The organism is Cognatiyoonia sp. IB215182, assembly GCF_033963905.1.
Lineage (GTDB): Bacteria > Pseudomonadota > Alphaproteobacteria > Rhodobacterales > Rhodobacteraceae > Yoonia.
Genome location: NZ_JAXBMB010000005.1, coordinates 55,703 through 81,777 on the forward strand (window position 1 = coordinate 55,703; position 26,075 = coordinate 81,777).

The 26,075-nt window shown below is 58.3% G+C and carries 21 protein-coding genes; 5 read left to right on the plus strand and 16 right to left on the minus strand.

The genetic code is table 11. The features are described from left to right. Positions 1-12: 12 nt before the first annotated feature. Entirely contained in the window at positions 13-714 is a 702-nt protein-coding gene (locus SLH47_RS11145) for a response regulator (protein WP_320239586.1), read from the minus strand. After that, on the minus strand, positions 711-1,217 hold the full coding sequence (locus SLH47_RS11150; RefSeq protein WP_320239587.1) for a MarR family winged helix-turn-helix transcriptional regulator: 507 nt from the start codon (positions 1,215-1,217) through the stop codon (positions 711-713). Before SLH47_RS11150 ends, SLH47_RS11145 begins: the two co-directional genes overlap by 4 nt. Before the next feature lie 148 nt (positions 1,218-1,365). Here SLH47_RS11150 and SLH47_RS11155 point away from each other — a divergent pair, with 148 nt between their 5' ends. After that, positions 1,366-2,235, plus strand: coding sequence for a branched-chain amino acid aminotransferase (locus SLH47_RS11155; RefSeq protein WP_320239588.1), 870 nt, complete (start codon positions 1,366-1,368; stop codon positions 2,233-2,235). A 53-nt stretch (positions 2,236-2,288) separates the two neighbouring features. On the opposite strand, the gene SLH47_RS11160 is transcribed toward SLH47_RS11155, so the two are convergent. After that, the gene (locus SLH47_RS11160; protein ID WP_320239589.1) at positions 2,289-2,492 is read right to left on the minus strand and encodes a hypothetical protein; all 204 of its coding nucleotides are present in this window, start codon (positions 2,490-2,492) and stop codon (positions 2,289-2,291) included. Between the two features lie 239 nt (positions 2,493-2,731). Between SLH47_RS11160 and SLH47_RS11165 the strand changes: the two genes are divergently transcribed. Next, positions 2,732-3,280 carry a hypothetical protein gene (locus SLH47_RS11165; protein WP_320239590.1) on the plus strand — a complete coding sequence of 183 codons (549 nt, stop codon included), beginning with the start codon at positions 2,732-2,734 and terminating at the stop codon, positions 3,278-3,280. Here SLH47_RS11165 and SLH47_RS11170 read toward each other — a convergent pair. Genes SLH47_RS11170 through hisD form a run of 6 tightly spaced genes read right to left on the minus strand, consistent with a single transcriptional unit; the run spans position 3,277 to position 8,361 of the window. After that, positions 3,277-4,197, minus strand: coding sequence for a DMT family transporter (locus SLH47_RS11170; RefSeq protein WP_320239591.1), 921 nt, complete (start codon positions 4,195-4,197; stop codon positions 3,277-3,279). The genes SLH47_RS11165 and SLH47_RS11170 overlap by 4 nt on opposite strands. Positions 4,198-4,231: 34 nt before the next feature. Next, positions 4,232-4,786, minus strand: coding sequence for a sulfopyruvate decarboxylase subunit beta (gene comE / locus SLH47_RS11175; protein ID WP_320239592.1), 555 nt, complete (start codon positions 4,784-4,786; stop codon positions 4,232-4,234). Continuing rightward, positions 4,783-5,289 (minus strand): thiamine pyrophosphate-binding protein, encoded by a 507-nt coding sequence (locus SLH47_RS11180; RefSeq protein WP_320239593.1) that lies wholly within the window; start codon positions 5,287-5,289, stop codon positions 4,783-4,785. Before SLH47_RS11180 ends, comE begins: the two co-directional genes overlap by 4 nt. A gap of 30 nt (positions 5,290-5,319) precedes the next feature. After that, on the minus strand, positions 5,320-6,303 hold the full coding sequence (locus SLH47_RS11185) for an alcohol dehydrogenase catalytic domain-containing protein (RefSeq protein ID WP_320239594.1): 984 nt from the start codon (positions 6,301-6,303) through the stop codon (positions 5,320-5,322). Then, the gene (locus SLH47_RS11190; RefSeq protein WP_320239595.1) at positions 6,300-7,061 is read right to left on the minus strand and encodes an SDR family NAD(P)-dependent oxidoreductase; all 762 of its coding nucleotides are present in this window, start codon (positions 7,059-7,061) and stop codon (positions 6,300-6,302) included. Before SLH47_RS11190 ends, SLH47_RS11185 begins: the two co-directional genes overlap by 4 nt. Continuing rightward, complete coding sequence (gene hisD / locus SLH47_RS11195; protein WP_320239938.1) at positions 7,054-8,361, minus strand: histidinol dehydrogenase; 1,308 nt, start codon at positions 8,359-8,361, stop codon at positions 7,054-7,056. Before hisD ends, SLH47_RS11190 begins: the two co-directional genes overlap by 8 nt. Before the next feature lie 195 nt (positions 8,362-8,556). Between hisD and SLH47_RS11200 the strand changes: the two genes are divergently transcribed. Both SLH47_RS11200 and SLH47_RS11205 read left to right on the plus strand, forming a co-directional pair. Continuing rightward, complete coding sequence (locus SLH47_RS11200; protein ID WP_413785637.1) at positions 8,557-9,573, plus strand: LacI family DNA-binding transcriptional regulator; 1,017 nt, start codon at positions 8,557-8,559, stop codon at positions 9,571-9,573. Positions 9,574-9,643: 70 nt separating this feature from the next. Next, a complete protein-coding gene (locus tag SLH47_RS11205; protein WP_320239597.1) occupies positions 9,644-11,302 on the plus strand; it encodes an iron ABC transporter permease in 1,659 nt (552 codons plus the stop codon). A 51-nt stretch (positions 11,303-11,353) separates the two neighbouring features. Here the strand turns inward: SLH47_RS11205 and SLH47_RS11210 are convergent, their stop codons facing one another. The 4 genes from SLH47_RS11210 to SLH47_RS11225 form a co-directional block, all read right to left on the minus strand. After that, positions 11,354-12,376, minus strand: a complete 1,023-nt coding sequence (locus SLH47_RS11210; RefSeq protein ID WP_320239598.1) for an extracellular solute-binding protein — start codon at positions 12,374-12,376, stop codon at positions 11,354-11,356. A gap of 271 nt (positions 12,377-12,647) precedes the next feature. Beyond that, positions 12,648-13,523, minus strand: coding sequence for a hypothetical protein (locus tag SLH47_RS11215; RefSeq protein WP_320239599.1), 876 nt, complete (start codon positions 13,521-13,523; stop codon positions 12,648-12,650). An 81-nt stretch (positions 13,524-13,604) separates the two neighbouring features. Continuing rightward, complete coding sequence (locus tag SLH47_RS11220; RefSeq protein ID WP_320239600.1) at positions 13,605-19,322, minus strand: VWA domain-containing protein; 5,718 nt, start codon at positions 19,320-19,322, stop codon at positions 13,605-13,607. Further along, positions 19,322-21,502 (minus strand): transglutaminase-like domain-containing protein, encoded by a 2,181-nt coding sequence (locus SLH47_RS11225; protein ID WP_320239601.1) that lies wholly within the window; start codon positions 21,500-21,502, stop codon positions 19,322-19,324. Before SLH47_RS11225 ends, SLH47_RS11220 begins: the two co-directional genes overlap by 1 nt. 240 nt (positions 21,503-21,742) lie before the next feature. On the opposite strand from SLH47_RS11225, the gene SLH47_RS11230 reads away from it, so the two are divergent. Continuing rightward, positions 21,743-22,909, plus strand: a complete 1,167-nt coding sequence (locus tag SLH47_RS11230) for a hypothetical protein (RefSeq protein ID WP_320239602.1) — start codon at positions 21,743-21,745, stop codon at positions 22,907-22,909. Between the two features lie 6 nt (positions 22,910-22,915). Here the strand turns inward: SLH47_RS11230 and SLH47_RS11235 are convergent, their stop codons facing one another. From SLH47_RS11235 to SLH47_RS11245, 3 genes are all read right to left on the minus strand, one after another. Next, a complete protein-coding gene (locus SLH47_RS11235; protein WP_320239603.1) occupies positions 22,916-24,628 on the minus strand; it encodes a hypothetical protein in 1,713 nt (570 codons plus the stop codon). Between the two features lie 86 nt (positions 24,629-24,714). Further along, positions 24,715-25,437: a hypothetical protein gene (locus SLH47_RS11240; RefSeq protein WP_320239604.1), complete on the minus strand. Its 723-nt coding sequence runs from the start codon at positions 25,435-25,437 to the stop codon at positions 24,715-24,717. Then, positions 25,434-26,072, minus strand: a complete 639-nt coding sequence (locus tag SLH47_RS11245) for a hypothetical protein (RefSeq protein WP_320239605.1) — start codon at positions 26,070-26,072, stop codon at positions 25,434-25,436. Before SLH47_RS11245 ends, SLH47_RS11240 begins: the two co-directional genes overlap by 4 nt. Between the last annotated feature and the right edge of the window lie 3 nt (positions 26,073-26,075).

Genomic DNA, 26,075 nt, shown 5'->3' on the forward strand with positions numbered 1-26,075 from the left:
ACTTTGCCGGCTTCACTCCGGCGCCAGCATGTACCCGGCCCCGCGCACCGTTTGCAGATAGCGCGGCTGCTTCGGATCGGCTTCGATCTTGCGGCGGAGCCTTGTGATCTGCACATCCACCGCACGCTCCTGCGTTTGTCCGCCAGAGCGGCTGAGTTCCTCGACCAGACGCGCGCGGGTGACGGCCTCACCAGGGCAACCGGAGAATATCCGCATCAACTGGCTTTCGGTGGCGGTCAGGCGCACCAGTTGGTCGCCCTGCCACATCTCGCCGCGCTCGATGTCATAACGGACAGGCCCAAGGTTAAGCACCTTCGGAAGAACGACTGCAGGCTCGGTCGCAGGAACGCGGCGCAGGATCGCGTTGATCCGCAAGAGCAATTCCTTGGGTTCAAACGGTTTGGCGAGGTAATCATCCGCCCCGGCCTCCAACCCCGTGATCCGGTCATCGGTCTCACCCTTGGCGGTCAGCAACATGATCGGCGTGGTGATCGATTTGCGCAGATCACGGCAGAGCGCCATGCCATCCTCACCTGGCATCATTACGTCCAGCACGATCAGATCAAACTCAAGCCCCGACAGCACCCTGCGGGCATGGGCGGCGTCACGCGCGGTGCTGACCAGAAAGCCAGAGCGCATCAGGAATTTTTGTAGCAAGCCCCGAATGCGTTCGTCATCGTCAACAATTAAAAGGTGGGCATCATCAACACTCATTCGGTCTTGTCCTTCATCGCCTCGTAATGGTGGCGCGTCTCTTCATCCATCATTGCCTCAAGCACCTGCCGAAATCCAGCCACAGCGACAGGACCAGCCGCGCGATAAGCCGCGCGCATCCGGTCCCGCTGCGCGTCCGACAATGCCCGTTCCAACGCGGCACCCTCCTCTGTCAGGTGCAAATGGCGTTCGCGCTTGTCACGGGTGCCCACGGTGCTTTCTACCAAACCGTCCTCGATCAATGTGCGCAACACACGATTAAGCGATTGTTTTGTCACGCCAAGGATCGACAGAAGGTTATTGACGGTCGTGCCGGGGCTGCGGTGTATAAAGTGAATGGCGCGATGATGCGCGCGGCCATAGCCCTTTTGCGCCAGAATGCGATCAGGGTCAGCAGTGAAGCCGCGATAGGCAAAAAACATCGCCTCGATCCCCTTGCGCAACTGCTCATCCGTCAGGAACAGAAGACTTTGTCCAAGCTGGGGTTGCAACCCTTCCGCCATTGCGGCCCTCCCGCGATACTGCCCATCACAATACGTCAGCTTTGTTGACATTCCAAGAATCAACTGATAGCGAAACGCAGAAATTGCGCAATATTATGTCCGAAACGGACCTATCGACGTAATTATTGCAAATCAAGCGGAGGCTGTGATGACTGGCGGATATGATGACAGGGACGGCAAAATCTGGATGGATGGGCAGCTGGTGGACTGGCGCTCGGCCAATGTTCACATCCTGACCCACGCGATGCACTACGCCTCTTCGGTGTTTGAGGGTGAGCGCTGCTATGGCGGCAAGATCTTCAAATCACGCGAACATTCGGAACGTCTGATCCGTTCAGGCAAGCTGATTGATGTGGAAATTCCCTACACTGTTGATGAGATTGAAGCCGCCAAGGTAGCTGCACTGGAAGCCAATGGTTTGACAGATGCCTATGTCCGCGCGGTCGCCTGGCGTGGTGCGGGGGACATGATGGGTGTCGCATCTGCTGCTAACCCCGTCCATCTGGCCGTGGCCTGCTGGGAATGGGGCAGCTATTATGGCGATGCGAAATACAAAGGCGCCAAGCTCGATATCGCCAAATGGAAACGCCCCAGCCCTGAAACCGCGCCCTCACAGGCCAAAGCGGCGGGGCTATACATGATCGCTACCATGTCAAAACACGCCGCCGAGGCCAAAGGATGCTCGGACGCGATGATGTTCGACTATCGCGGCTATGTGGCTGAAGCGACGGGCGCAAACATCTTTTTCGTCAAGGATGGCGAAGTTCATACCCCGACACCCGATGCATTCCTCAACGGGATCACGCGCCAGACGGTGATCGGCATGCTGGAGCACCACCAGATCAAGGTGCATGAGCGGGTGATAATGCCGGAAGAACTCGAAGGGTTCGAGCAGTGCTGGCTCACAGGCACCGCCGCCGAGGTCACACCTGTCGGCCAGATCGGCGACTACAACTTTGAGGTCGGCGCAATGACACGCGATATTGCTGAGGAATACGAAAAAACGGTCCGCCTCTAGGGGCGTTACGCAAGCACCATGCGAAACAGCGTCCGCATGGTGCGTATTACCCGCTAGACCTGAGCGCCGCGCTCTTTTTCATCCTGCCGTGCGATCCTGACAAAGTGCAGCACCCGTCGCTTGGCACTCGTTGCCCGAAGGCGGCGCTGCAAACGCAGGCTGTGGCGGCTGGGTAGCGCCCCTCTTTCGATGCGCAACGCTTGGCCGAGCCAGCTTTTGCGCGCTGTCCGCGGGCGATCCAAAATATGCTTTTTCATGGTCTCCTCCTCGGTCTGATACGTGCATTATAGCACAGACGCAGACAGATTCGCGCGTCTAATCAAACGACATGTATTCAAACCAGACGAGATTGACGGCAAAGCAAAGTCTTATCTTGGCCCAAGTTCGGCCCGGATTAAGCGCTAAGGCTGACGCTAACCACACCTATAAAAACATGACACAGATCCGCACCAGACCATTATTTCCGAACCATACAGAAGAGACGCTTCGCAACATTTTGAAGTCGTCGCCGCAGGAACTGTGGCTTGAAACGATCCGCCGCACCCGTGGTCCGGAGCATGATACGCTGGTCCACTGGATGATCAGTCAAACACAATGCGACTTTGCCGTCGCCGTCCATGCCTTCTTTCGCAGCGATCCCGGCCAGTATCTGGATGTACCGCGCCCGCTGCCGACCAGACCCGGCCCATCTGACATCTTTGCGCAGCTTCTTTTGAACTGGGACACAGGTTACTACCGGTCGCATCAATTGGCGGTCGAAAGGCAGGATGTGGATCCGCGCCAACTGGTGCGTATCAATCAAAAAGTCATGGCCCGCGCACGCGGATCCCTGCCCTTCAACATTCCGCGCAGGTTTCTGGATCCGGAAGGCGGCAGTCCATCGCAACTTGCCGCGCATTTGTCACCTGATGAGTCAGTGCATCTCTGGCCAATCTATTCTGAGCTTGGCTTGCGTGTGCACAAAGCGCCGCCGGGACTTGCCCGCAAGCTGGCGCATATCCGCGATTTCTTCTTTCGCTTCGGGGTGCCGAGCCGGGCGAGTTAGTTGCCCGAATGCCCGGTGGCTTTGCGCTGCTGCGCACGTTGGAGACCCAGCCGCCGTTCACGCCAGATGATCAGCACTCCGGCGATCATCACAATCATTGCACCTATTAGCATCGTGCCTGTCGGAACTTCATCAAAGACGAGATATCCAATGGTCAGCGCCAGGATCATTGACGTGTAATCAAACGGTGCGACAAGCGAGGCATCGGCGTAACGGTAGCTCGAGGTCAGGCAGATCTGGCCGACCCCGCCTAAAAGCCCCGCGCTGACCAGCATCGCGGCGACTGACAGGTCCGGCATCACCCAGCCCCAGGGCAGAGTGAAAAGCGCCAGAACCGAGGACGTCACCGTAAACCAGAACACAATGGCTGCGGTGGTCTCGGTCGCCACCATCTTGCGCACGAACACATGCGCAAGCGCGGCAAAAATCGCGCCCATCAATGCCACGACCGCGCCCAAAGTCTGCGCAACGTCGAGCGTCCCACCAAGGCTCAGCCGTGGCGACAGCACGATCAGGACGCCGATCATGCCAAGCCCTACCGCAGACAGGCGGAACGCGCGCACTTTTTCCCCCAGAAACATCGCGGCAAAGATCACCACAAAAATCGGCGCGGCATAACCGATGGCCGTCACCTCGGGCAGCGGCAAGAGCCCCAGCGCGGTAAAGCCCAGACCCATCGCGCTGGTACCGATCAGCCCACGCCAGAAATGGCCCATCGGATTCTTTGTCTTCCAGCCGTCGCGCAACTCTCCCCGCAGGGCCAACCAGCCAAAGATGATTGGTAATGCAAAGAATGACCGAAAGAAGACGGCCTGGCCTGGCGGCACATCTGCCGATGCCGCCTTGACCAGGCTTGCCATGCCCATGAACAGCGCCACGGACATGACTTTGTAGAGAATGCCCCGCAGCGGCTGCATCAGGTTTCCTTTTCCGCCCGGGCTGGCGGCGCGTTCAGTTGGCGACAGCTTTCATGAAACGGTCGCGAATGACCACTGGGTCCATCGTGATGACAGGCAGTTTGATATTGCCGCTGTCGCATTTGCACACAATCACGGTCATCTTGCGATCATCAATCGCCTTTTGCAGGACCGGTCCAAGGTCTTTGTCTTGAACCTCAATCACGTTCTCGCAGCCGCACGCCTTGGCTACCGCCGTCAAAGAGGTCTTCTTGCCCGTGTAGGTCGGCTGATCCCCTGTGGAGCCATAAGAGCCATTGTCGATGATCAAAAGGATGTAGTTGTCGGCCACATTGTTCGCGATGGTGGGCAGTGTTCCCATATTTGTCAGCACGGAGCCGTCGCCATCAATCGAAATGACCGTCTTGTCCTGGGCCAGGGCCAGCCCAAGGCCAATTGAAGACGACAAGCCCATCGTCCCCAACATGTAAAAGTTGGTGGGCTGGTCGTCGATGGAATGAAGTTCCTGACTGGGCAGGCCGATGTTGCAGATCACCAGATGGTCACGAATGATAGGTGCGATCTCACGCAGGATTTCAGAACGGATCATTGGTCGCCATAGCCTCCCCAGAAATTGGCATCGGTCAGGATGGCCACGGGTTTGTTGCACATGAAGGTGTATTTCAGGATGTTGTCGAACTCTTCGACATCCTTCTGCCAGTGGAAGTGATAGGTGGGGATGTTCAACTGCGCCAGAAGCGCCTTCGTATGCACCGCCATCTCGACCTGACAGGCGATCGGTTCGCGCAGTTCGCCCCGATAGCTGATCAGCATCGGCAACGGCATCCGGTAATACTGGATCAGCGTGGTCAGCGTGTTGATCGTTACGCCAATCGCGGTGTTCTGCATGATGATCGCGGGGCGCTTGCCGCCCATGAAGGCACCAGCGCAAAGGCCCATCCCCTCATCCTCCTTGTTTGAGGGGATGTGATAGATGCTGTCATGCGCCTCAACGGCGTCGATGACACCAGCCAGCTGCTTGCACGGCACTGTTGTAATGAATGAGACATCGTTGGCGACAAAGTCGTCGACGATTTTCTGATTGATGTCCACGTCTGGTGTTCTCCTGTTGGTATAGCAGGTTCAGGGGTGAAGGATGATCTTGGGTGCCGCGACATGGCCCGCACGGATATCGGCGAACGCGGCAGGGCCGTCAGCAAGCGCGCGCGTCTCGACCCAATCGAGCGGACCGAGGCGACCGTCAAAGATCGCTTGTGCCGTGTCGCGAAAGTCTTGCGCGGTGTAGGTGTAGGTGCCGATGAACGTGATCTCTTGCAGGGTCATCCGCCGGACATCCAGACCACCCGTCGCCTCGCCCAGCCCGATATGGGCGATCACACCGCCGGGCTTTGCATGGGCCGAGGCGGTGGCGCGCGTTTTTGCATAGCCAACGCCGTCGATGACAATGTCGAACATCATGTCGCTGGTCAGATCATCGGGCGCGATGGCGTGTTGTCGGCATTTGTCGGTCAGGTATTCTCGCCTGCCTTCGTTCGGCTCGACCATTGTGATGTCATGCACACCTTGTGCCACCAGCGACAATGCAGCGCCGAGGCCAATCGCACCACCGCCAAGAACAAGCGCTGTGTGGCTGCCCGCGCCCAGCCGCTCCTTCGCCAGCCGCACGGCATGCCAGCCGCAGGCAATCGGCTCTGCCAGGGCAGCCTTTTCCAATGAGACATGCCCCGGCACAGTGATCAGGTTCTCAGCCCGCATCACCACATATTGGGCAAACGCCCCCTCGCGCGGGGGCATGGAGATGATCATACGTTCGGGGCAAAGGTTATCCCGCCCTGTCAAGCAGGCCTCGCAGATGCCACATGTGACCAGCGGGTTCAGCGTCACACGCTCCCCATCGCGCGGCCCACCGACGATCACTCCTGCCGCCTCGTGGCCCAGGATCAGAGGCGCCGGTCGGCGTTCGTCATGACCCAGATAGGCATGCATGTCAGAGCCGCAGATGCCGACCGCCACCACCTTGACCAGGTGCTGATCCTCCGTCAGCACAGGGTCCGGCGCGTCGCGCAGGCTGAGTTGTTCGGGGCCTTCGTAAACCAGCGCCTTCATTTCGCAGTGAACCCCCCGTCGACCATCAGAACCTGCCCCGTCACATAAGCCGACGCGTCCGAGCACAAGAACAAGAGCGGCCCGTCGATATCTGCGAGTTCGCCATTGCGACCGGCACAGGTCTGCGCGGCATTGCGCGCGGCGCGGTCAGGGTCTGCAAAGACTGGGCCGGTCAACTCCGTTGGGAAAAATCCGGGGCCTAGCGCATTCGCAGTGATCCCGTCTTTTGACCAAGCTTCGGCCATTGCGCGGGTCAGTTGGGCGATGCCGGCCTTGGATGCGCCGTAACTGAGGCCACCGGGGAAGGCGCGCGTTGTCTGGAGGGAGGCAAAACTGACGATCCGCCCCCACCCTTTGGCCTTCATTGCCGGGGCAAAAGCCTGACTGAGGAAGAATGGGGCGGCGAGGTTCAGGTTCATTGTTATGTCCCACGCGCCAGGTGTGACATCATCAGCCGCTTCGCGTGTGTTGATGCCCGCCGCATGAACCACGATGTCTGGTGGGCCAAAGGCATCGGACACGTCCGCTGCGATATCGCCAAGCCTGTCACGCTGCGACAGATCAGCGGCCACTGCCTTGGCCCTGTCCCCCGTCGCGGCCACCCACTCCGCCAAAGCCTCTGCCCGGCGGGCGACACCGACAACCCGCGCCCCAGCTGCTGCCAGAACGCTCGCCGCCCGTCGACCCAAGCCGGAACTCGCCCCTGTTACGCAGGCCACGCGTCCCGTCAGGTCAAAAAGCTGACGGGGGTCATTCATTTGCGCTGAGATCGAAATTCTCACCAGGGAAGTATTTGGCCAAACGCACATCAGCCGCACGGGCATGACCCTCCATCCCCTCAAGCCGTGAAATCCGGGCGGTGGCAAGGGCCACGCGTTTGGACCCGTCGCGCGTCGCGCGCTGCCAGGTTACGATCTTCATATATTTGTGGACAGACAATCCACCGGTATAGGAGGCGGCCCCAGAGGTCGGCAGAACATGGTTCGTCCCACTCGCCTTGTCGCCGTAGGACACCGTCGTTTCCTCGCCCAGAAACAGCGACCCGTAACAGCTCAGCCGCTCCAACCACCAATCAAGGTCCTCGGCCTGGACGGTCAGGTGCTCTGGCGCGTAATCGTCTGACGTCGCCGCCATTTCTTCCCGGTCCGCGCACAGGATCACTTCAGCATAGTCACGCCAGGCTGCTTTGGCATTTTCGCGGTTCAATTCCGGAAGATCGTCTATCAGCGCCGGCACAAGCTCCATCACCTTTTCCGCCAGATCGCGGCTGTCGGTCACCAGCCAAACCGGTGAGTTGTAGCCATGCTCGGCCTGACTGACGAGGTCAACCGCGACGATCATCGGATCCGCCTTACCATCGGCGAGAATCAGGCTGTCCGTTGGCCCCGCAATCATGTCGATGCCCACGCGACCAAAGAGGATGCGCTTGGCCTCCGCCACGAACTGGTTGCCAGGACCGACGAGGATATTGGCCTTTGGCAGACCAAAGAGGCCAAAGGTCATCGCAGCAACGCCCTGCACACCACCCATCGCCATGATCGTGTCCGCCCCGCAAACATGCGCGGCATAGACAACGGCGGGGGCCACACCGACACCAGGGCGCGGTGGCGAGGCGGCGGTGATATGGCGGCACCCGGCAACCTTGGCCGTAGTGACGGTCATGATGGCAGAGGCGATGTGGCTATACCGCCCGCCCGGCACGTAGCATCCCGCCGCATCAACCGGGATCGCCTTTTGGCCGGCAATCATACCCGGCACAATCTCAACCTCGACGTTGCTGACCGTAGCCTTCTGTGCCTCTGCAAAGCGGCGGACGTTGTCGTGGGCAAACTGAATATCTGCCTTCAGCTTTTCCGGGACAAGGTCAGCGGCGGCCGCAATTTCCTCCTTAGTGAGGATGATGTTGCCTTCATATTTGTCGAACTTCGCAGCATATTCTCGCGCTGCATCATCGCCGCCACTTTCGATATCGGCCAGAATACCGCTGACGATTTCATGCACATCCGTCGCATCCGACTGAGCGGTGAGCGTGGCCCTTTTGAGGTATTCTCTTGCCATTTCGATTGGTCCCATTCTTCGAGGTCAGCGGCCAGTCTTTCATGCGCGAGCGCGAGCGGAAATGCGATCTCAGCTAGATCCCAACGCGCGACTCGATAGCGACAGAAAGCAGGTCTGTTGTCGTTGTAAGCCCTTACATTGACGCAATGCAAGCCTTTACATTACCCAAAGTCAACCCTAGTCAATAAGACCATGATGAAGGCGCAGAGCCCAACGCTGAACGATGTCGCCATGCAGGCCGGGGTGTCGACCGCCACGGTGTCGCGCTGCCTGAACGAACCTGAAAAGGTAACGGCCAAAACGCGAGAGAAGGTCATGGCAACAGTCACGGCCCTTGGTTATTCGCCCAATTTCGGGGCACGCGCGATGGCCACGCAGCGGACCAACACCATTGGCGCGGTCATCCCCACAATGGAAAACGCCATCTTTGCGCGAGGCCTGCAGGCCTTTCAGGAGGAACTGTGGCGACTGGGTTTTAACCTGATGGTTGCAAGCTCATCATATCAGCGCGAGTTGGAGGTGGCGCAGGTCCGATCGCTCGTGGCGCGCGGGGCGGATGCGTTGCTGCTGATCGGGCATATTCGCGACCCGCAGATCTATGCGCTTCTTGACGCGCAGCAGATCCCGTCACTGGTGACATGGACGTATGACCCGTCGGCAGCTCGCCCGTCGGTGGGGTTCGACAACTGTGCCGCGATGCGCGACATGGCCCGCAAGGTCCTGGAGCTCGGGCATCAGCGTTTGGCTATGATGACTGCCCCCCTGGCCCGCAATGACCGGGCACAGGCCCGTTTGCTGGGGCTGAAGGACGCGATGGTGGAGTTTGGATTGAACTCCGACGCGCTGCCGATTGTCGAATACCCCTATGGGATCGAAAACGGGGCCATCGGTTTTGCGGCATTGATGCAGGGCTCAACAAAACCCACCGCCATCTTTTGCGGTAACGACGTTCTGGCCGTCGGCGCACTGCGCGGCGCCCGCGACATGGGGCTGAACGTGCCGGGTGATGTCTCGATCATAGGATTTGACGATATCGAGCTTTCGCAAGTCACCTATCCGCTGCTGACAACTGTCCACGTGCCTCACCGAGATATGGGGCAAAGAGCTGCGCGCGCGCTTGTGCGGCACTTGAACGATGACGCGCCGCTCGAAAGCCAGGAACTGCATACGGAGTTGAGGCTGCGTGCATCGCTGGGGCCACCGCCACGCTAGCGGAACATCCATTTCCCGACTGAATTAACCGGATTGCCCGTGTGGGCCAAAACGCGGTAAGCGACATGGGATGAGCATTCAGGTTCTCAAACGCCGTTCGTTCCGCGGCCTTCTGACACCCGCAATCTACGGGATTGTCGGCTTTGTCACCGCGATATGTGTTCTGCCGTATCTGGGCGTACTGGCAGCGGCGCTGACAGGCTCATTCGATACGCTGCTGCATTTGGCCGAGACAGTGCTGCTTCGCTACACGAGCACGACATTTGCCCTATTGATCATCGTCATGATTGGCAGCGCAATGATCGGCACAGGGGCGGCCTGGCTCGTGACGATGACAGACTTCTGGGGGCGGCGCTGGCTGGAAATTGCACTGGCAATCCCGCTTGCCTTTCCGGCCTATGTCTTGGCCTACGGCTATACCCATATCCTTGATCATCCTGGTATCGTGCAATCGACCTTGCGCGATGTGATGGATTGGGGGCCGCGAGACTACTGGTTTCCTGAAATCCGGTCACTGGGTGGTGCTGCGGCGATGCTGACGCTTGTCCTTTATCCTTACGTCTATCTTTTGGCGCGCGCCGCTTTCGCAGCACAGGGGGCGACCGCTTTTCTTGCCGCGCGGGTGCTGGGCAAATCGCCGTTCATCGCCTTTCTGACGGTGTCACTTCCCATGGCGAGACCAGCCATCGCCTCGGGCGTAATGCTGGTCGCGATGGAGACAATCGCTGACTTTGGCACGGTCGCCTATTTCGGTGTGCAGACCTTTGCAGTGGGCATCTACACAAGCTGGTTCACAATGGCTGACCGCGCAGCGGCGGCACAATTGGCGCTGGGACTTCTCGCCTTTGCGCTGTTGATCGCGTTTCTTGAACGGACGAGCCGTGGCGGGGCGGCCTACACGGATGGTCGCAAAAAGGCACCGATGCAGCGCATCGCACTTGGCCCGCAAAAACAGGCAATTGCCTTCTTCTTTTGCGCCGTGCCCGTGGCGCTGGGCGTGCTGGTGCCAGTGATCACGCTGGGGACAATGGCCATCGGGTCAGAGCAGAACCTGCTCAGCCCCCGTTACCTCGGCTTTATCCAGAACTCGATCACACTTGCCGGGATTGCTGCAATACTAACGGTGATGGCGGCCCTTCTGCTTGGGACCGTGCATCGGGTACATACCACCCGGCTGTCGGCATTCGCACTTTACATGGGCCGTATCGGCTATGCCGTGCCGGGAGGGGTGATCGCGGTTGGCCTGCTCGTGCCCTTTGCCCTTTTCGACAACACGCTCGATGCATGGATGCGGGCGCAATTCGGGATCTCAACCGGCCTTTTATTCACAGGCTCCATCTGGCTTTTGATCTGCGCCTACATGATCCGCTTTCTGGCGGCCGCCATCGGGGCCTATGACGGGGGCATCGCTGCCGTCGGGCCGAACATGGACGCAGCCGCACGTACCTTGGGCCAGGACATGCCGGGGATGGTGCGGCGCGTTCACATGCCGATGCTGAAGACCAGCCTGCTGACCGCTGGGCTGATCGTCTTTGTGGACGTGATGAAGGAGCTGCCCGCAACGCTCATCATGCGGCCCTTCAACTACGATACACTGGCCGTGCAGGCGCACCGTCTGGCCTCTGACGAACGCCTCAGCGGCGCTGCCGTGCCAAGCCTCGTGATTGCGGCAATCGGCTTGATCCCGGTCATCCTGCTTTGCCGCCGCATCGGACGCGAGGCACGGTAAAAAAGGGCGCAGCCGAAGCCGCGCCCAGGGTTGGGTATGTCATTATGCGGCTTACTCCCAGCCAGCTTCGTTAAAGATGACCTGCGCGGCGGGGACATTCTTGGCCACCTCGCTGAGGTCCACCGCATCGGGGCGGAAGAGACCAAGGGCCGCCACCGACGGTGACAGACCGACGCCGGGCACGCCGGGATATTCGTCGTTGCCTGCGCTGAAGTATTCCTGCGCCTGATCGGAGGCGAGGTATTCAAGAAACGCGATCGCGTTTTCACGGTTGGGGGCATTGGCCGCCACGCCGCCGCCGGACAGGTTCATGTGTGCCCCTTCGGCGTTCTGGGCGGGAAAGACCCAACCGATATCAGCCAGCGCCTCTGCTCCGAGGCCATCAACATCTTTGCGCAATGCACGGGCAAAGTAATAGGTGTTTGAAATCGAGATATCACATTCGCCCGACACAAGGCCGCGCAACTGGTCTGTATCCCCGCCCTGCGGCGCGCGGGCAAAGTTGTTGACTACGCCTTCGGCCCATGCCTGTGCAGCCTCCTCACCATGATTTTCGATCACAGCAGATAGCAGCGTCTGCGAATAGACATTGGTCGAAGAACGATGACAGACCATGCCTTCATAAGCCGGGTCAGCCAAAGACACGTAATCAAGCGGCGGGTTCGTCACATCATTCTTGTCGTAAAAGATGATCCGCGCGCGTTGGCTGAACCCGAACCACTGGTTGTCATCGTCTTGCAGGGCCTCGGGAATGCGCGCCTCAAGAACCGCGCTTTCCACAGGTTGCAGAATGCCCGCCGCCTTCGCGCGCTCAAGCCGCGATGTGTCGACAGTCAATAGGATATCTGCTGGTGAGTTTGCCCCCTCGGCCTGCATCCGGGCGATCAATTCGTCCGCATTGCCTTCAATCCTGTTGATGGTGATGCCGGTTGCCTCGGTAAAGTCGGAGTAAAGCCGCTCATCCGTGTCGTAGTGACGCGATGAATAGAGGTTTAGCACACCTTCAGCGACGGCGCTTGTCGCCATGATCGAGACGGTCGCAGCAAGTATTGCCTTGTTTGTCAGAGAGGTCATCCTGTCGAATCCTTTTATGAGTGTTTTACTCAGGAAAGTGTTTTAGCGGCTGTTTCAGGACTGTAAAGATTTTCTGATAAAAATAGTCAGAAAGCGCCCAGAACCCTCATCAAATGTAACCGATTGTTTGCCGGGCAAGACTGACACGGCCTTGACACTGCCCTCTTCCAGGGCATTTCAGCCCAATCCGGACATCCAACAATCCGCGCGGCGTGAAAACTCTGCTCGCTCAGCCGCCAATGCTCGGGGGTGCTGAGTGGGGCCAGACGGGTTAATCAACCGGATATAGCAGTCTTCTAACATGCGCATTCTCGGCACGGCGATTTGCTGAAATCGACTGCAGGTCCGCAAAGAAGATCATGGTACGATCGACACCAGCTTGATCGCCGCCGACCGGTTCGGCACCCACGAAGATAGTGCACTTCTGCCCATCATGTGCAGGGATACTCCCTTCGAAATCCGCTCTGACATCGATGGGAGGCAGCGCATCAAAAAAGCGGGCGCGCGAATTGAACAGTCTTGGATCGCATTCCTCTTGAGAGGCTTCGTCATCCAACGCGTTTCCGGACACAATCCAATAAGGTGAGTAACCCGCCTCCGACGGGGTCGCCGCTCCGAAATAGTCGTCAAGCGCGGCGGACCATTGCTCAAGTGGGATAGGCTCCGCATGCGTAAACGAAACCGAAAAGTATTCGACCGACCCATAAGTCGCGGGGGAGGATGCAACCAAGGTTACGGCGACCTCTGACGGCAATCCATCCAAGGGATTGATGGCAGAACCATCTAGCATCACGACATTGGTGTAGGTTGCAAATACGGCCTCCGTCTCTCCGATATCGTTGATCCGAACACGCGCGTTGTCTTGGTCTCGCACTGTGAACCCGGCGTCTAGCAGCGTATTGCAAGCCTCGGAAAGCCTGTCTGTGATGCCGACACCGAACATGCGACTTTGTCTTTCCGGATGGCTCGGCGTGAAGCGTACTTGATTGATCGGTTTCAGACGCCCATCGTCTACCAGATCGCAGCTCTTCGCTGCGAGGTCTTCACTTGCATCAGGCGCCGATGCTGGCTGGATCAGAACAAGCGCGATGGTCAGCGCAAGCGCCAGGACTACTCCGCCCGCAAGAACAACAGTTCGTATAGCCATTCTGATTTAACCCGTTCAGCAAGCCACATTCAGGATGTGGGTTATCCGGGTCCCTCGCGACCTTCAAGGAGGCGCTGCAAACTACCGAAACGCATCTGTCCGCACTTCAGTCACTTGTCCTGGCTGCAATTCGATCTCGTGGAACTGGCCGGTATCCAATGTGATCCGATATCGCCCTGGCGCCAGACTGACGGTCTCGCCAAGCGGCACGCCACGTTCTGACGCCACTGCATCACTGAGCGGATGAATTTCGACCATGGTTGGCACGGGTTCAGCTGCAACGGTTTCAAGGGCGGCGCTAAGTGCTGCTTGCAGCCCGTCGCTGTCGCCGGCATCAAAATAGGCGCCGTTGCCAAGCGCCGCCCAGTTGTCGAAATCGGCTTTCAGCGCGTCATCCTCAATGGCAAAACCCACAATGCTGAGCGTGATATTGATGCCTTGATTGCGTAATTCTGTCAGTGTGCCAGCAACATCGCCGTCACAGGTTTCTTCACCGTCGGTCAAAAGAATGATCGCGCGCGGGCCCGTTGCATCTGCAAGGTCTTCCGCAGCTGCAGCGCGGATGCTTGCCGCAATGGGCGTTTTGGCCAGATTAATCGCCGCCACGTCATTGATCGCTGCGCGCAAGCTGGCACGATCAAGCGGCGACAGGGGCGAGAGGTTTCGCGTGTCGCAAGAATCCTCCGCCAATCCGAAGGCGCGGAAGCTCACTGCCGTTTCATCTGGTACACCATTCTCGACAACATCGACCAAGGCCGATTGTGCGATCGTAATCCGTCGCTCCCCTTCCAGTCGCTTGAGCATGGACCCGGAGGCATCAAGGATCAGCGCAAGCGCGGGCGGGCCGGCGGAGGCCGCTTCCTGCACTTCTTCGGTGATGGTTTCAGCAAGACGCACAGTTAGTGTCGCCATCGCTGGTTGTGCCGGGATATCCTGCCATCCCACCGCATAGGCCTTTGGTTCCTGCATCCCAAGTGCCGCGTCAAATAGCGCATCGCGCAGTTCGGATTTAGAGGTCGTGCGAACAAAACTGCCCCCGGTGCTTGCGGCGAATGTCATGGGGTTCAATTCGGCAACTGCTGGATCGGGACAGAAAAACGACCCTTCGTTGCAGGGCGCAAAGATCGAGATCGTGCGCACCGGTACATCCTGCACCTGATGAACCCAATCCATGTCCTCGATCTGCATCATTCCCGCCCCCATGCCAAAATAGACCAGGGTTTTGCCACCGGGCCAGAGCCGCAGGGTTTCGGCGGAGGCGGCAACCGCCGTACCGAAATCAGCGGTGCCAACACCGTCATCCTGGTTGGGATCGGGCAGACGGGTCATGCCGAGCAGGATGTTCTCACGCCCGCGCAGCAACGTCTCGCCGGTCACTGAGGGCACACCGATATCAATGGCGTCTTTCCCGTCACCAAGGATGTCGGCGAGTTCTGCATAGGCCCGCTGCCGCGCAACATCGACATTGCTGAGCATGTCGGTCCGTTCACGTCGCATGATCAAAAGCCGCGCCTCTTCTGCGACGCGCAACTGGTAGGACTGGGCGGGATTGAGACGGGCCAGAAAGGTAAGGTTGTCCTGCCAGCCCTCTGGAATGGGAAAATCGAGTGCCGCGATATCCTCTTCCAGCGTTTTCAGTTCCTCGGGCAAGGTCGTGAGCGGGATCAGAGGGACTTCGGCACCACTTGGATCTAACAAGGTCATCCCAACCTCAACGATTTCCGGTGCGCTGAGGGTGATAACCCGCCAGACTTCCTCTGTCGTAGCTTCCCCCGGCGGCAGGCTGTACCAGTCGGGGTCATCTTCCTTCCGCGTCACCGACATTGCTGTCTCTTGACTGGGCAAAAGGGCGGGATCAGTCGCGCTGGACCGAACCTTGTCAGGCAACGGCGATCTTTCCGGCCCGTCGAACCAGTCGACCGGGCCTTTCGGGTCGTCCTCATCCCACGTGCCGAGGATTGAACGATAGCCACCCTCTTCCGCTGTCGCTTCGATCACGCGAATGGAACCGGCCACGTGATTGCGCCCCTCAGGCAAGTCGGCGCGCAGGATCAGATAGCGGGCTGAGGTCCCAACGGGCAGCTCCAGCGTGCCGACACTGCCCGGCGCCGGTGCTGCCAGCGTACCCAGCGAGATCGGGGGTCTGAGGATGCTATCGATGGCCAGCACCTCGAATGATGTGACCTCCAACAATTCCTTATCTGCAGGGACTGCCCATTCAACCCGAGTGATCTGCGCCATCCGGTCACGCCAGAAGCCGATGATGATATCGGTTGGGTCCAGCGCTTGCTTTTCGGTAACGTTGAGCCGCAATGTCCGGTCGTTGAAAATCTCCAGTTCCGTACGCAGCCCGATGTCGGCAGTGGTCGAGATAAGTCGCCCTCCCAACGCGGGGTCAGCGATGTTTGGCGTTGACGACAGTGTATCGGGATAAGCGCCCGGCACCGCAATCACGCCAAGTTCCGACATGGCGATGCAGAACCGCACATCGCAATCAGCGGCCTGAACGCGGATATGACTGGCATCGACAGGCGCGGCAAAGGGCAGGTATTGCCGGTGCGCCTGGATCGAGAGGGGGAAGGTGCCAACCTCAGCAAAGTTTGCCCCGTCGGTGGATGCCGCAACAATCACAGCGCGCATCGGATCATGCAGCGAGACAGTGGGCCCGCGATGTGTGTAATGCAGCCCGACAATGGGCCAGGCCGCGTCACCCGCCAGATCAAATGTAATGCTATCGACCCCATCTGCCACACGCGGCATGCCACCGAATGGCGCGGTGCCGTCAATCAGGATTGTGTCAGCATCGGTTAACTGCTTGTCGCCCACTGCCGAGATGCGGCCCCCGAAGCGGGACAGCGCGACGTTGAGACCACCAGCGAAAGAAGTCGGCACCTGCCAGCCATCACGCGTTTCATACGTGACAGCAGGCAATGCAGTATCTGACATTGATGTATTGGTGAGCGGTAAGGTTGGCAGGTCTGAGAGCGGAGCGAAACTGCAAGCGAAATTGGTTAGGCCCTGCGCAATGTCCGGGCGGATGACTTGGCGCCTACGCGTATCAATAACATCTTCGGTCTGGATCACCTCCCCATCCGCATTGGTAAGCGCACAGTGGGAAAAGACCGCGTTAACGTCATCCAACTCAAGAACGAATTCCGGTCGTGTTAACAAATCCCCCGGCAAGATGTCCCCTGCATAGGTGCCCGGCGTGCTCACGCTGACCACCGGGCGGTCGGCGAAAGGCGTACCAGCCGGCATGGGCGGTCCATCGACTGGAGTGTCATCCATTGTGACGTCGCAGCGAGCAGTCAGGGGATCAGTGATGCGCGCGAAAAATGTCAGGTAGCCGCCGGCCATGTCGATATCGGCGGTCAGTGGGCGATCCGTAGGGCGGCCTGATGCCAGCCGCTGGCCCGCTGCGTTGTAGATCGCGGCCTGCAAATCCGGTACATCGCAAACCAGCGTGATCTGTCCGGGCTGCGGCATGCCAAGGGAAATGATCTGGCGAGGCGTTTCAGCAGTGAAATCAAGCCCAACACCCGCAGGTGCCCTGACGAAGCGCGGTTCTCCCATCCCAAAACCGCTAGCCCAGGGCACTTCCAAATCAGGAAGCGAACCCAGCGCCACATCCCGCGTCTGCGCCGTGGCCCAATGGGCCGCGCAGTCATAATCGAGACCATTGCCGGGCCGATGCTGGACAAACAGCGCTTGGTCCGCTGCGCCGTCATGGGTGAGCGTTCGCAGTACATCATTTCGGTGCGTTTCACGACGGACTTCGTCACCTCGCGCCGCGAGCGGCCCAATCCCCCAGGTGATATCTCCGCTTGCCTGACGACAATTGTAGAACACATCGCCTACTTCCGCAGGAAGCGGCACGGCATATCCATCAGCAGGGTCCATGCCGAAATTCTGCCCCATGATCCGAGCGCCCGCTGTCACTCGGGCAAAGACGCGCGTGTTTGGTTCGATCTCGGACGCGGAGACCTCAGCCGCGTCAGGCGCAGACAGTCTCACGATCCACGCATCCTGCGAGATGCCCTCGCTCCATCGGTTCAGCAGCAGGGTGTATTCGCCCGCTTCCAGCCAGAAGACCTGATCAATCTCGTCGCCAGGGCCGGTGCGAAAACGCTCAAAAGCTTCAGTGTTACGATAAAGCAGGGCGACATTCATTTCCGCATCATCCGGGGTGCGAACGTAGATACCGACATACTGGTCTGAGGGCACATCGAAATGGATGTGGTCGTTGTCATTATCGGAGAGCTGTCCGCGCATCTGGTCGCCAATCGCCAAATGGTTCGAGGCATGAACATCGCTGTTGGGTTCATCCTCCCAATCCTCAGGCTTTGGTCCCATGTCGCGTAGCGTGAGATCATATTCGCCAGCGCCAGTCAGCGCGATCACATAAGTGCCGACTGGCAAAGCCACCGCGGGCAGGCGCATGACGTTGGCGGTGGCATCCACCTCGCCCTTGGTGATTTCGACGCCGGATGTGGTCATCAGGCGCATCTCCGCACGGCCCGGTGTGACGGCACCCCACATCCGCCCCGCCGTTGTCACATGAAAGCTGAAATGATCAATATCCCCGCGAGACAGGGTGCCAGCAACAGTCTCATCCACCGTTAAGGACTGGGTTTGTGCAAGCACGTCGTTCGGTTCGATTTCATTGTCTGCTCCCGGCACGCGGCGGGATTTCAGCTTGAGGCTGTAGCGGGTGAATGCCTCTGGCCCGCCATCGATCCGTAGGAAATAAGTACCTTGGGGCAAGACAACCGGAGCGATTTCGAGGGTTCCGCCGCCGAAGGTCTCAGTCAGGGTCGTGTTGTCCTCTGCCAAAAGGGCGAGACGCGCAGATCCGGACCCCAGCTCCAGCGAGATTTCGAGAGCATCATCGCGATTGTGATCCAGCCGCCAGATATCAAAGTTGTTACCATCGGCCAGACGCCCGTCGACGCGCGTGCGCCGTTTGCTGTCCGGCCAGTCGATGGGCGTCGCGGTGGCAAAGTCCTGATTTGGCTCGACCTCATCCGTGTCGATGGGGGCTAAAGCAAGTGTCAGGGGCACGACTGGCCAGGGGTCATCGGCAAAGGCGCGCGCCCGATCAAAGCGGATGGCAATATCAGTGACGGGATCATCGGCGGCAAGTGCCGTGCCGGGGGCGTAGCGCAGCCAAGTGCCAGCCACACGCATTTCGACGACGGCGTTCAAGTTCGCGGGAGACCCCAATTCGGCGCTGAGGTTGATGCGGTCTGCGGGGACGTCATAGGAGATCGGGAATTCCACTCGCGCGGCCGCCTGCGCCCCGAACGTCACGTCGAGAGTTGGCGAACCAACGGCTATGGGTGCACGCGGCGTCAGGGTGATGGTTGCCGGTCCAGAGGTCGCGATTTCGAGGTGCTCTGCCTGAGAGGGGATCGCCAGGTCGAATGGCGGTGCAGCTTCGTCGGTCGAGACCCTGTCGAGCGTCTCGATATCCGCGATCAGCCCGTCATCTGTGGTTTCGAATAACGAAGGGCTAACCGCGACCCGTGTACGTGGCTCCCGGTCGATGGTCACCGTCCAAACCTGACCTGCTGCTGAAGGGTCAAGCGGGATGAAAAAGACGCCATCGACTTCAAAAGTGACTGGATTTTCGGCAACGAGGGGGTGTCCTGCGAGATCGAGACTTAGACTCTCTGTAACGGTTTTGGCGGGCTGGGTGTCACCGCCAATGTGCAACGTTTCATTTAGATTGACGGTCTGCGCTTGCAGGCTCGATACCGGCAGCAAGGCCCAAGCGAGTAATAAGCGTATACCAAGCATCAGCAGACCGCGAGTAGGACACTGCCGCCAGTAAATCCAACTGCCTTAATGACGGACGCGGCTACGCCAAAGGAAGCAGCGATTGGAGCACCTATGCCGAGCACAAATGCACCCATAACGCAGCGTCCACACCCCACTTTCGGACCACCTGGCGCATTGTAACATTTCGCAATTCCAATGAAGAGGGCGGAAACGAGAGCCAATGCAGTTAGGGTCGTGACAGCGATTTTTTCGGTTGCGTTCCCAGCGCCACCACCGGACGCAAGACGCGCAGTGCCATTAGCTTGATCGAATTCCAGCCAGACGGTTTCTTCCGGAGTGGCACCCGGCCAGATCGAGATACTTTTTCCGGCCTGCTCCTGCGACAATAGAAAGTCTATCTGGGCTTGCCGCTCATAATTAGGGTTGGAAGGCATATCATCAACGAAACTGGAGAGTGAGATAGGCTGCGTTTCATTCCCGATTGCTGATTGAAGTGCTTCAAAACTTCCGAGCCTCGAGCTCGGTAACTCCAGTGTTCTCGCTAGTCTTGTAACTATCTCGTGCTCCCGGCCTGCCGCTTCGACTGCCAAGCTAAGGGCACTATCAACATCCTTTGCTAGTCGACCATCAATCAGGATATCGGTCATTAATGCAAACTCGAGAATTTCGCTTTGTGAGGTCACAACTGACACGGTTCGTAGTGCCGCCACCGAACTGGAGACATGTACGGCAATTGTTTCGTCAGCGAAGAAAAATGCGAGTGCTTCTTGTAGAACGACGTTCATGTATTCTGCAGCAAATCGTGAAAACTGGGTGTCATCCGGGTCATTAAGTAGCGAAGCAATAAACTTGGTCAGAGCTTGGATTTGATCCGCTTCACGCTCTGCTTCTGTCCGCGGTGAGACGCCAGAGTACAGCATGACAGTCCCACTTGCCGCCGCCAGCATTGTGGAGCGGACAAATGCTTCGTCGTTTTCTTCAACCTGTTCCAGGACGCCGGCCCGGTCGATCAGGATGCGTTCAGCCCCGCGTATGTCTTGCCCGCCTGGTGCAATGGTCGTAACGCGAAAGGTGATCCGGTCGAGCAATGGACGCATTTGCTCTTCACCACTCTCCAAAGATGCTGCGGCATCGTTTAGCAATCCAGCGCCGGTCTTAAAGACCCCGGCCATGGCGTTGGCTGCAACATCAAGCGGGATCAATTGACCTTCCAAAGTGATCACGGATTGAGGCAGGGTATCGGACATAAAGACGAGATCCTGCCACGGATCAAATGGTGAGATTCCCTCGACCCCGAAGACACGACCTGACGGGGCAAAGCCAAAGCTGATAGGGCGATCCGCGATGTTTGCGGAAGGTGCTTCCAAAGTTGCGACAGGCACTGACCCCAAGGCTGATTCCACCACAACCGTGACCTTAGTCCTGTGCTGATGCTCTGTCGGGACCTGTTCGTTCAGTTTCAGGTAGGCCTCGGTGTCCAAGGTTTCGAACACCGTGTTCTTCGCCGCATCCGCATAGGCCCAGGAATCAGACGGTCCCTGGCGATAACGGACCAAAGCGTAGATGTCTGCGGCCTCGGGCGTTGGTGTTACCGGGGTAAGGTCCAGAAGATCAACAGCGGCAGCAGCAGCCTGCGGCGCGATTGTAGTGTCGAATGCGGCAACCTCGGGTTCTGGAAGTGCAGGAGGTGCATCCACAGCTCCGCTGTCAACAAGTTCCTGGGTGAGTTCCTCAAGCTCTGCGATCAGGTCCTGCACCTCGGCGTTGTTGTCGGGCACCGGGAAGTCCTGCCGGGTTGTCGAGAATGCACCCTCGGTTTCCGGCCCGACCAGGATTTGCGCCTCGTAGCCTGCCCGCCGCAGGAGCGTGATCAGCGCGAGGCTTTGATCGTAGCTGTTGCCATAGCCACTGCGCAGGGTGCCGTCGGCGCCGCGCAGCACACCGGTATAGGGGACATAGGCGATCCGTGAGCCCACGTAGTCCACCAGTGCCGCTGCATCGGTGCCTACCGCCTGCAAGACCACCCCCGGCAGATCCGCACCATCAGACGTGACGTCGGCAATATCGGCCAATATATCCGTCATCTCTTCCAACTGCTCGCGCAGGTCCGGCGACAGGTCTTGCGCGACCAAAGGTTGTGGAACTGCCGTTGAGAGCATCGCGAAAATAGCGAGCCAATGGGTGCATTTGGAAAACATGAAAAAGGCTCCGTCTCTATCCTATCTGGCAACGCGAAATCTGTGCTGCGTCGGGTTTCGGAAAGGTCGCGTAGATGGCAATGTCGATAAATCACCACATCTGGGGACGCGCCGCGATCAAGCGGCTCATAAGGGCTGGCACGTGGCGGTATCGTGACCCTTTCACCCGAACGGGTGATGGTTGAGTTCGGCGATAGAGAGCATCCTGGCCCCGAGAACATGATTTGAGAGGAGCGTATTTTGGGTCGCACTATTCTGATTGTTGCTGCGCTGGTCGCCGCGGGCGGGGCAGGCTGGTACTTCACCCGTCCGACCGAACTGACCTTGCGGGCAGAGCTGACCGCTGGTGGATTGGACGTAACCGACAAGGTGCATTGGTCCGTATTGGAGGTGCTTGCCGAGGATGCGGTCGACGGTTTTGCGATGTCGGATGTGGAGCGTGTCTCGCCCCAGCCTGACCGACCCAATGTTTTTGCAGTAAGTGGTGGCCGCTTGCACACTGTCGAGGCGGTGGTCCTTGGCCTTCAACCTTACGAAAAGCGCATCACACCCACTACACGAAGCCAGACAACCGAGACATTCACGTTGAATGCAGGACTTTTGGAAGTGACTGTCATTGGCGGCGATATGAACGACATGCGGTTCTACGTTGATTACGACAGTGGCGGCATTGGCGGTGGGATCGCACCGGACGAGCCCACTTATGTCGCCGTCCCTGCTGGCGCTTATCGTGTCGGCGTGACCGATGAAGTGACTGATGTCAGCGCCAATGTCGATCTGGCTGAGGGTGTCATCGAAGAGATCACGCTGGATTTCCGTCAGGGAGAGCTGACCGTCGCACTACCCAACTGGGATGCTACCCTGCCCGGTGGGCGGGCGACGCTCTCGACCCCTGACGGGGATTATCTGGACGAGGTACTACTGACGGCGGATGGTCGCGCCGTCTTTGATCGACTTGTGTATGGTGACTACGTGGTCAGTCTAAACGCTGATGGTGTGATGGAACCGCCCCTGCCAGCGAACGTGACGCTGGATGCCGAAGCGAAGACAGAAAACTTTGACTGGGACTACGCCCGCGTGAACGTTGACTTTTCGGCTATCGACATGACCGATGCGCGTTGGCCCGAGGTACAGGTGGTTGAAGCGAGCGACCGCGGTTTTCCCTACACAACACACGGTATCGAAGGTGGGACCAGCGCTGTGCTACCCTTCGCCCCATTGCCAAATGACCCCGCCGATCTTGAATTCGCGGTCAGCTTGCGCATGGATAACAAGGTTGTCGCGATGCAAAGCATTGGCCGTCCGGCGGCTGGCCAAGCTATCGATGTGACCCTGATCCCTGATACGGGTTACACATTGTGTACAAAGCTTTTCTTCCCAAGCGACTGTGCCATGGCGCCCGAATAGAGTTCATCAATCACCAGTGGCTGGCTTCGTGCGCTCAAGGTGCTGCACAATATCGGCGCCATTTGTGTAGAGCATCATTTGCGCTGCATTGGAAAGAGCATGAAAGCTGCAATTGTCGTGGTTTGCGCAAAAGGCTTCGACCTCTTTCAACTGCATGAAATCATGTGCATCACCATGAATGAACAGCCAAGGCGGTTGCTGACCGCGCTTGCGAATGGGCTCTGCCCAATTGGATGTCCATCGGGCCACGTCATCCACAATGATATCGGTGTCCTGAAAGCAATAGGCGATGTTGTCTCTGAGTATCTGATGCATCTGCGGGTCTCTGATCACGAGCTGATCGCGGGGGCTATCCTTGACGAAGAACGACACGATCTGCCGCTCGCCCAAGGTACCAGACGCGAATATGCGACGTGCCGCCGAATATCCAAGGCGCAGGCCAGCAGGCATCGTATGAATAACATGTCGGTTTCGCCGCATCGTGTGCGTTGACACGTCGCTGCCAGGCGCACCGGTTGAAATAAGAACAACGCCGGAAATGGACTGCGTATCGGCAAGTCGGGATGCAACATCTGCCGCGAGAATACCGCCTTCGCGGTGGCCGACAAATAGTGTGGGTTCGGCTTTATCGAGACCAAGTTGATCTCGGCACGCATCAGCAAGATAGGCCGCAGTATCATCCCAAGGCCCAACATGATCAGAACCGCTAAAGCCAGGACGGTTTGGCGCAATGACCCGCAGATTGGCGTCAAAAATGGCCTCGCGCCATTCTGCCGTTTCCTCAGGCCGGCTGGACGTTGTGCAATAAATGACCGGTTTGCCGTGTCGTGTACCGTATTCGAACACAGACAGGCTGCGCCCACATGGCATGGCGATGCTGCGCCTTTCAAATGCGGTACGATCAGCGGCTTTGGCTGGTGGCAGCGTTATGTCCGCTGTTGGCATGCCGACGACGTATTGCAGGTGCGACAGAAACTGAACAAATCCGGCCTGCTTGCGCGTGTCGGTTTTGACCATGATTGATTTTATCTGGGTGCGGATCGTTTCGAGGCTGCGCTCACGCGCCTCGGCGATATCCACTGCTGACTGACCCTGATGCAAAAGACGGGCGACAGCGATTTCTGCATCGGTCAGCCCGTAGCTGTCGCGTAGTGTTTCCGTCAGCGCGTCGGTCCAGCCAGAGGCCGCGAGCAGGATCAGGCATTGGGGTGCGCCACCGTTGGGCAAAGGGATCAGGCGGCTCGATGCCATGGCAAGTTCGTCGTTCTCGCGCCTGAACTGAAAATGGGGCGTATCCGTTTCTGACTTTGGCTGCCAGTCGCCAACGAAAAACGGTGCAAGCGGGTCGTTGGGCTTATGCGCCGCCAATAAAGCCTCGCCTCGACCATTCGCCAAAAGATACCGACCCTCTTTATCCACCAGAATTGCCGGAGCCGTGATCATGTCGAGAATGGCTGGCAAATCTTGCGATCGATCCAGTTTCGGATCCGTTGCAATAGAAATCGCCTGTTCGAAATGGGTGGCCAGAAGCAGAAAGTTCGAAGACGAGGCTGCCTTGGCATAAAACGTGTCCCAGGTTGCGAGCAGGTCTTCGAATTTATCTGGATCAACCGCAACCTGATAGACCATCTGGATCATGGCCTGCACTACGTCGAGGGTGCTGTCATCCTCAAAAACATTCTTTTCGACATCCCGTTCAGGATCTGTAGGTAGGTTCACACGCGCATCCAACTCGGCCCCGCATATTCGCAAGGCGGTATCTCAGGCGCTTAGCTTAGTAATCGTTAACCCTAGGTCAACGCATCTTAAGGCAGTGGAGGCAGGCGTGCGACAACATGGTCGCACCACAAATCCATGCGCCCGGCAAACATGTGATGATTTGCGCCCATCAGGATGATTGGCAGGCGCAGTTCGTGCCAGTCGGTATTCACCCCCGCATTTGCACGTTCTTCGAGGGCAATGGCGTAGTTTTCAAGCGGGATGCAGCGGTCAAAATTGAGGAGCGTTTCAACGCTGTCGCTGGTCTCGTTGTCATCAATCCCTTCTGCCCGTAGCGCCAGCACGGGTGTCGTCTTCGCAAAGCCGGTTTGTCGGGCATTTAACTGCAGGATCGGTGTTGCTCCAACAAACTGACGGCTTCGACTACCCAGGTGTAAGGCCGGTGTGTCGGCGACAAATTGGCGACCTGTGCCAGTGAGTTGCAACAAGGGGGCTTGGGCTGCGAAACCTTGCGATGTTGTGTTCAGGCTGAGCCTTGGTGTTGTCGCAGCAAAGTGTTGGGACCTGGCGGTCAGCGTGAGCGGTGGCGCTGTCGCGACAAAGCGCGCGCTGTCCGATTGCAGACTCAATGCAGGTGTGGTCGCCGCAAATCGGTGGCTGCGCGAAGACAGCCGAAGAAGGGGCGTTTCAGACGCGTAACGAGAGGCCTCAGCCGCAAGACGCAGATCGAGTGCGCGGGCGGTGAACTTCTCCGCCCATGCCTGATCCGCTGCAAAAGCCAACAGAAAAGCAAACGTCCTGATGATCATTGCCCGTCAAGAATGGTGCGCAGGCTATTCAGCCCATCCGACTGTGATGGCACGGTGTTGGGGACCGTCAGCGTATTGGGAACCGCCAGTGTTCCTTCTACTCCCCGCTGGAATTGGTTGTCGGCCATTTTAAAGTTTGTAGTAAACGCTGGTGCGTTGGGATGGTTGTCAAGATGGAGAACATGATTTCGGTTACTGCGAAGCGAGTAGACGCCGCCAGATTCGAACAGCCACAATGTGTCGGTGGCCGTTCTAGCCTTTCTATGGCTACAACTTAGCTCTACATCGAAATCGGGATAAGCCACGGTTTCGCGTAGTATTTGCTCGCGGTCTCCCAGATCAAGTAAGCCCTGCTCTTGCCCCAAAACATCGTAGCCGAACTTCAACGTTCCGGAGGCTTGGCCCTGCGTAAGGTCGATGATTTCAACAGCTACATTGCCGTCTTCAATGATTTGGCCTGACGCATCGGTGGCGTCAAATTGATACCAGCATTCAACTTCTACACTGACATATTCTGAGGGAAGCGAGATTTCGTAGGGGATTGTGATCACAAAGGTGTTGTAGCCTTCCGCGGTCGCGGGCGTGGCAAGGCAGGCTCCAAGCGCAACGACAGCCTTGGTCAAATTGTGTATCATGTG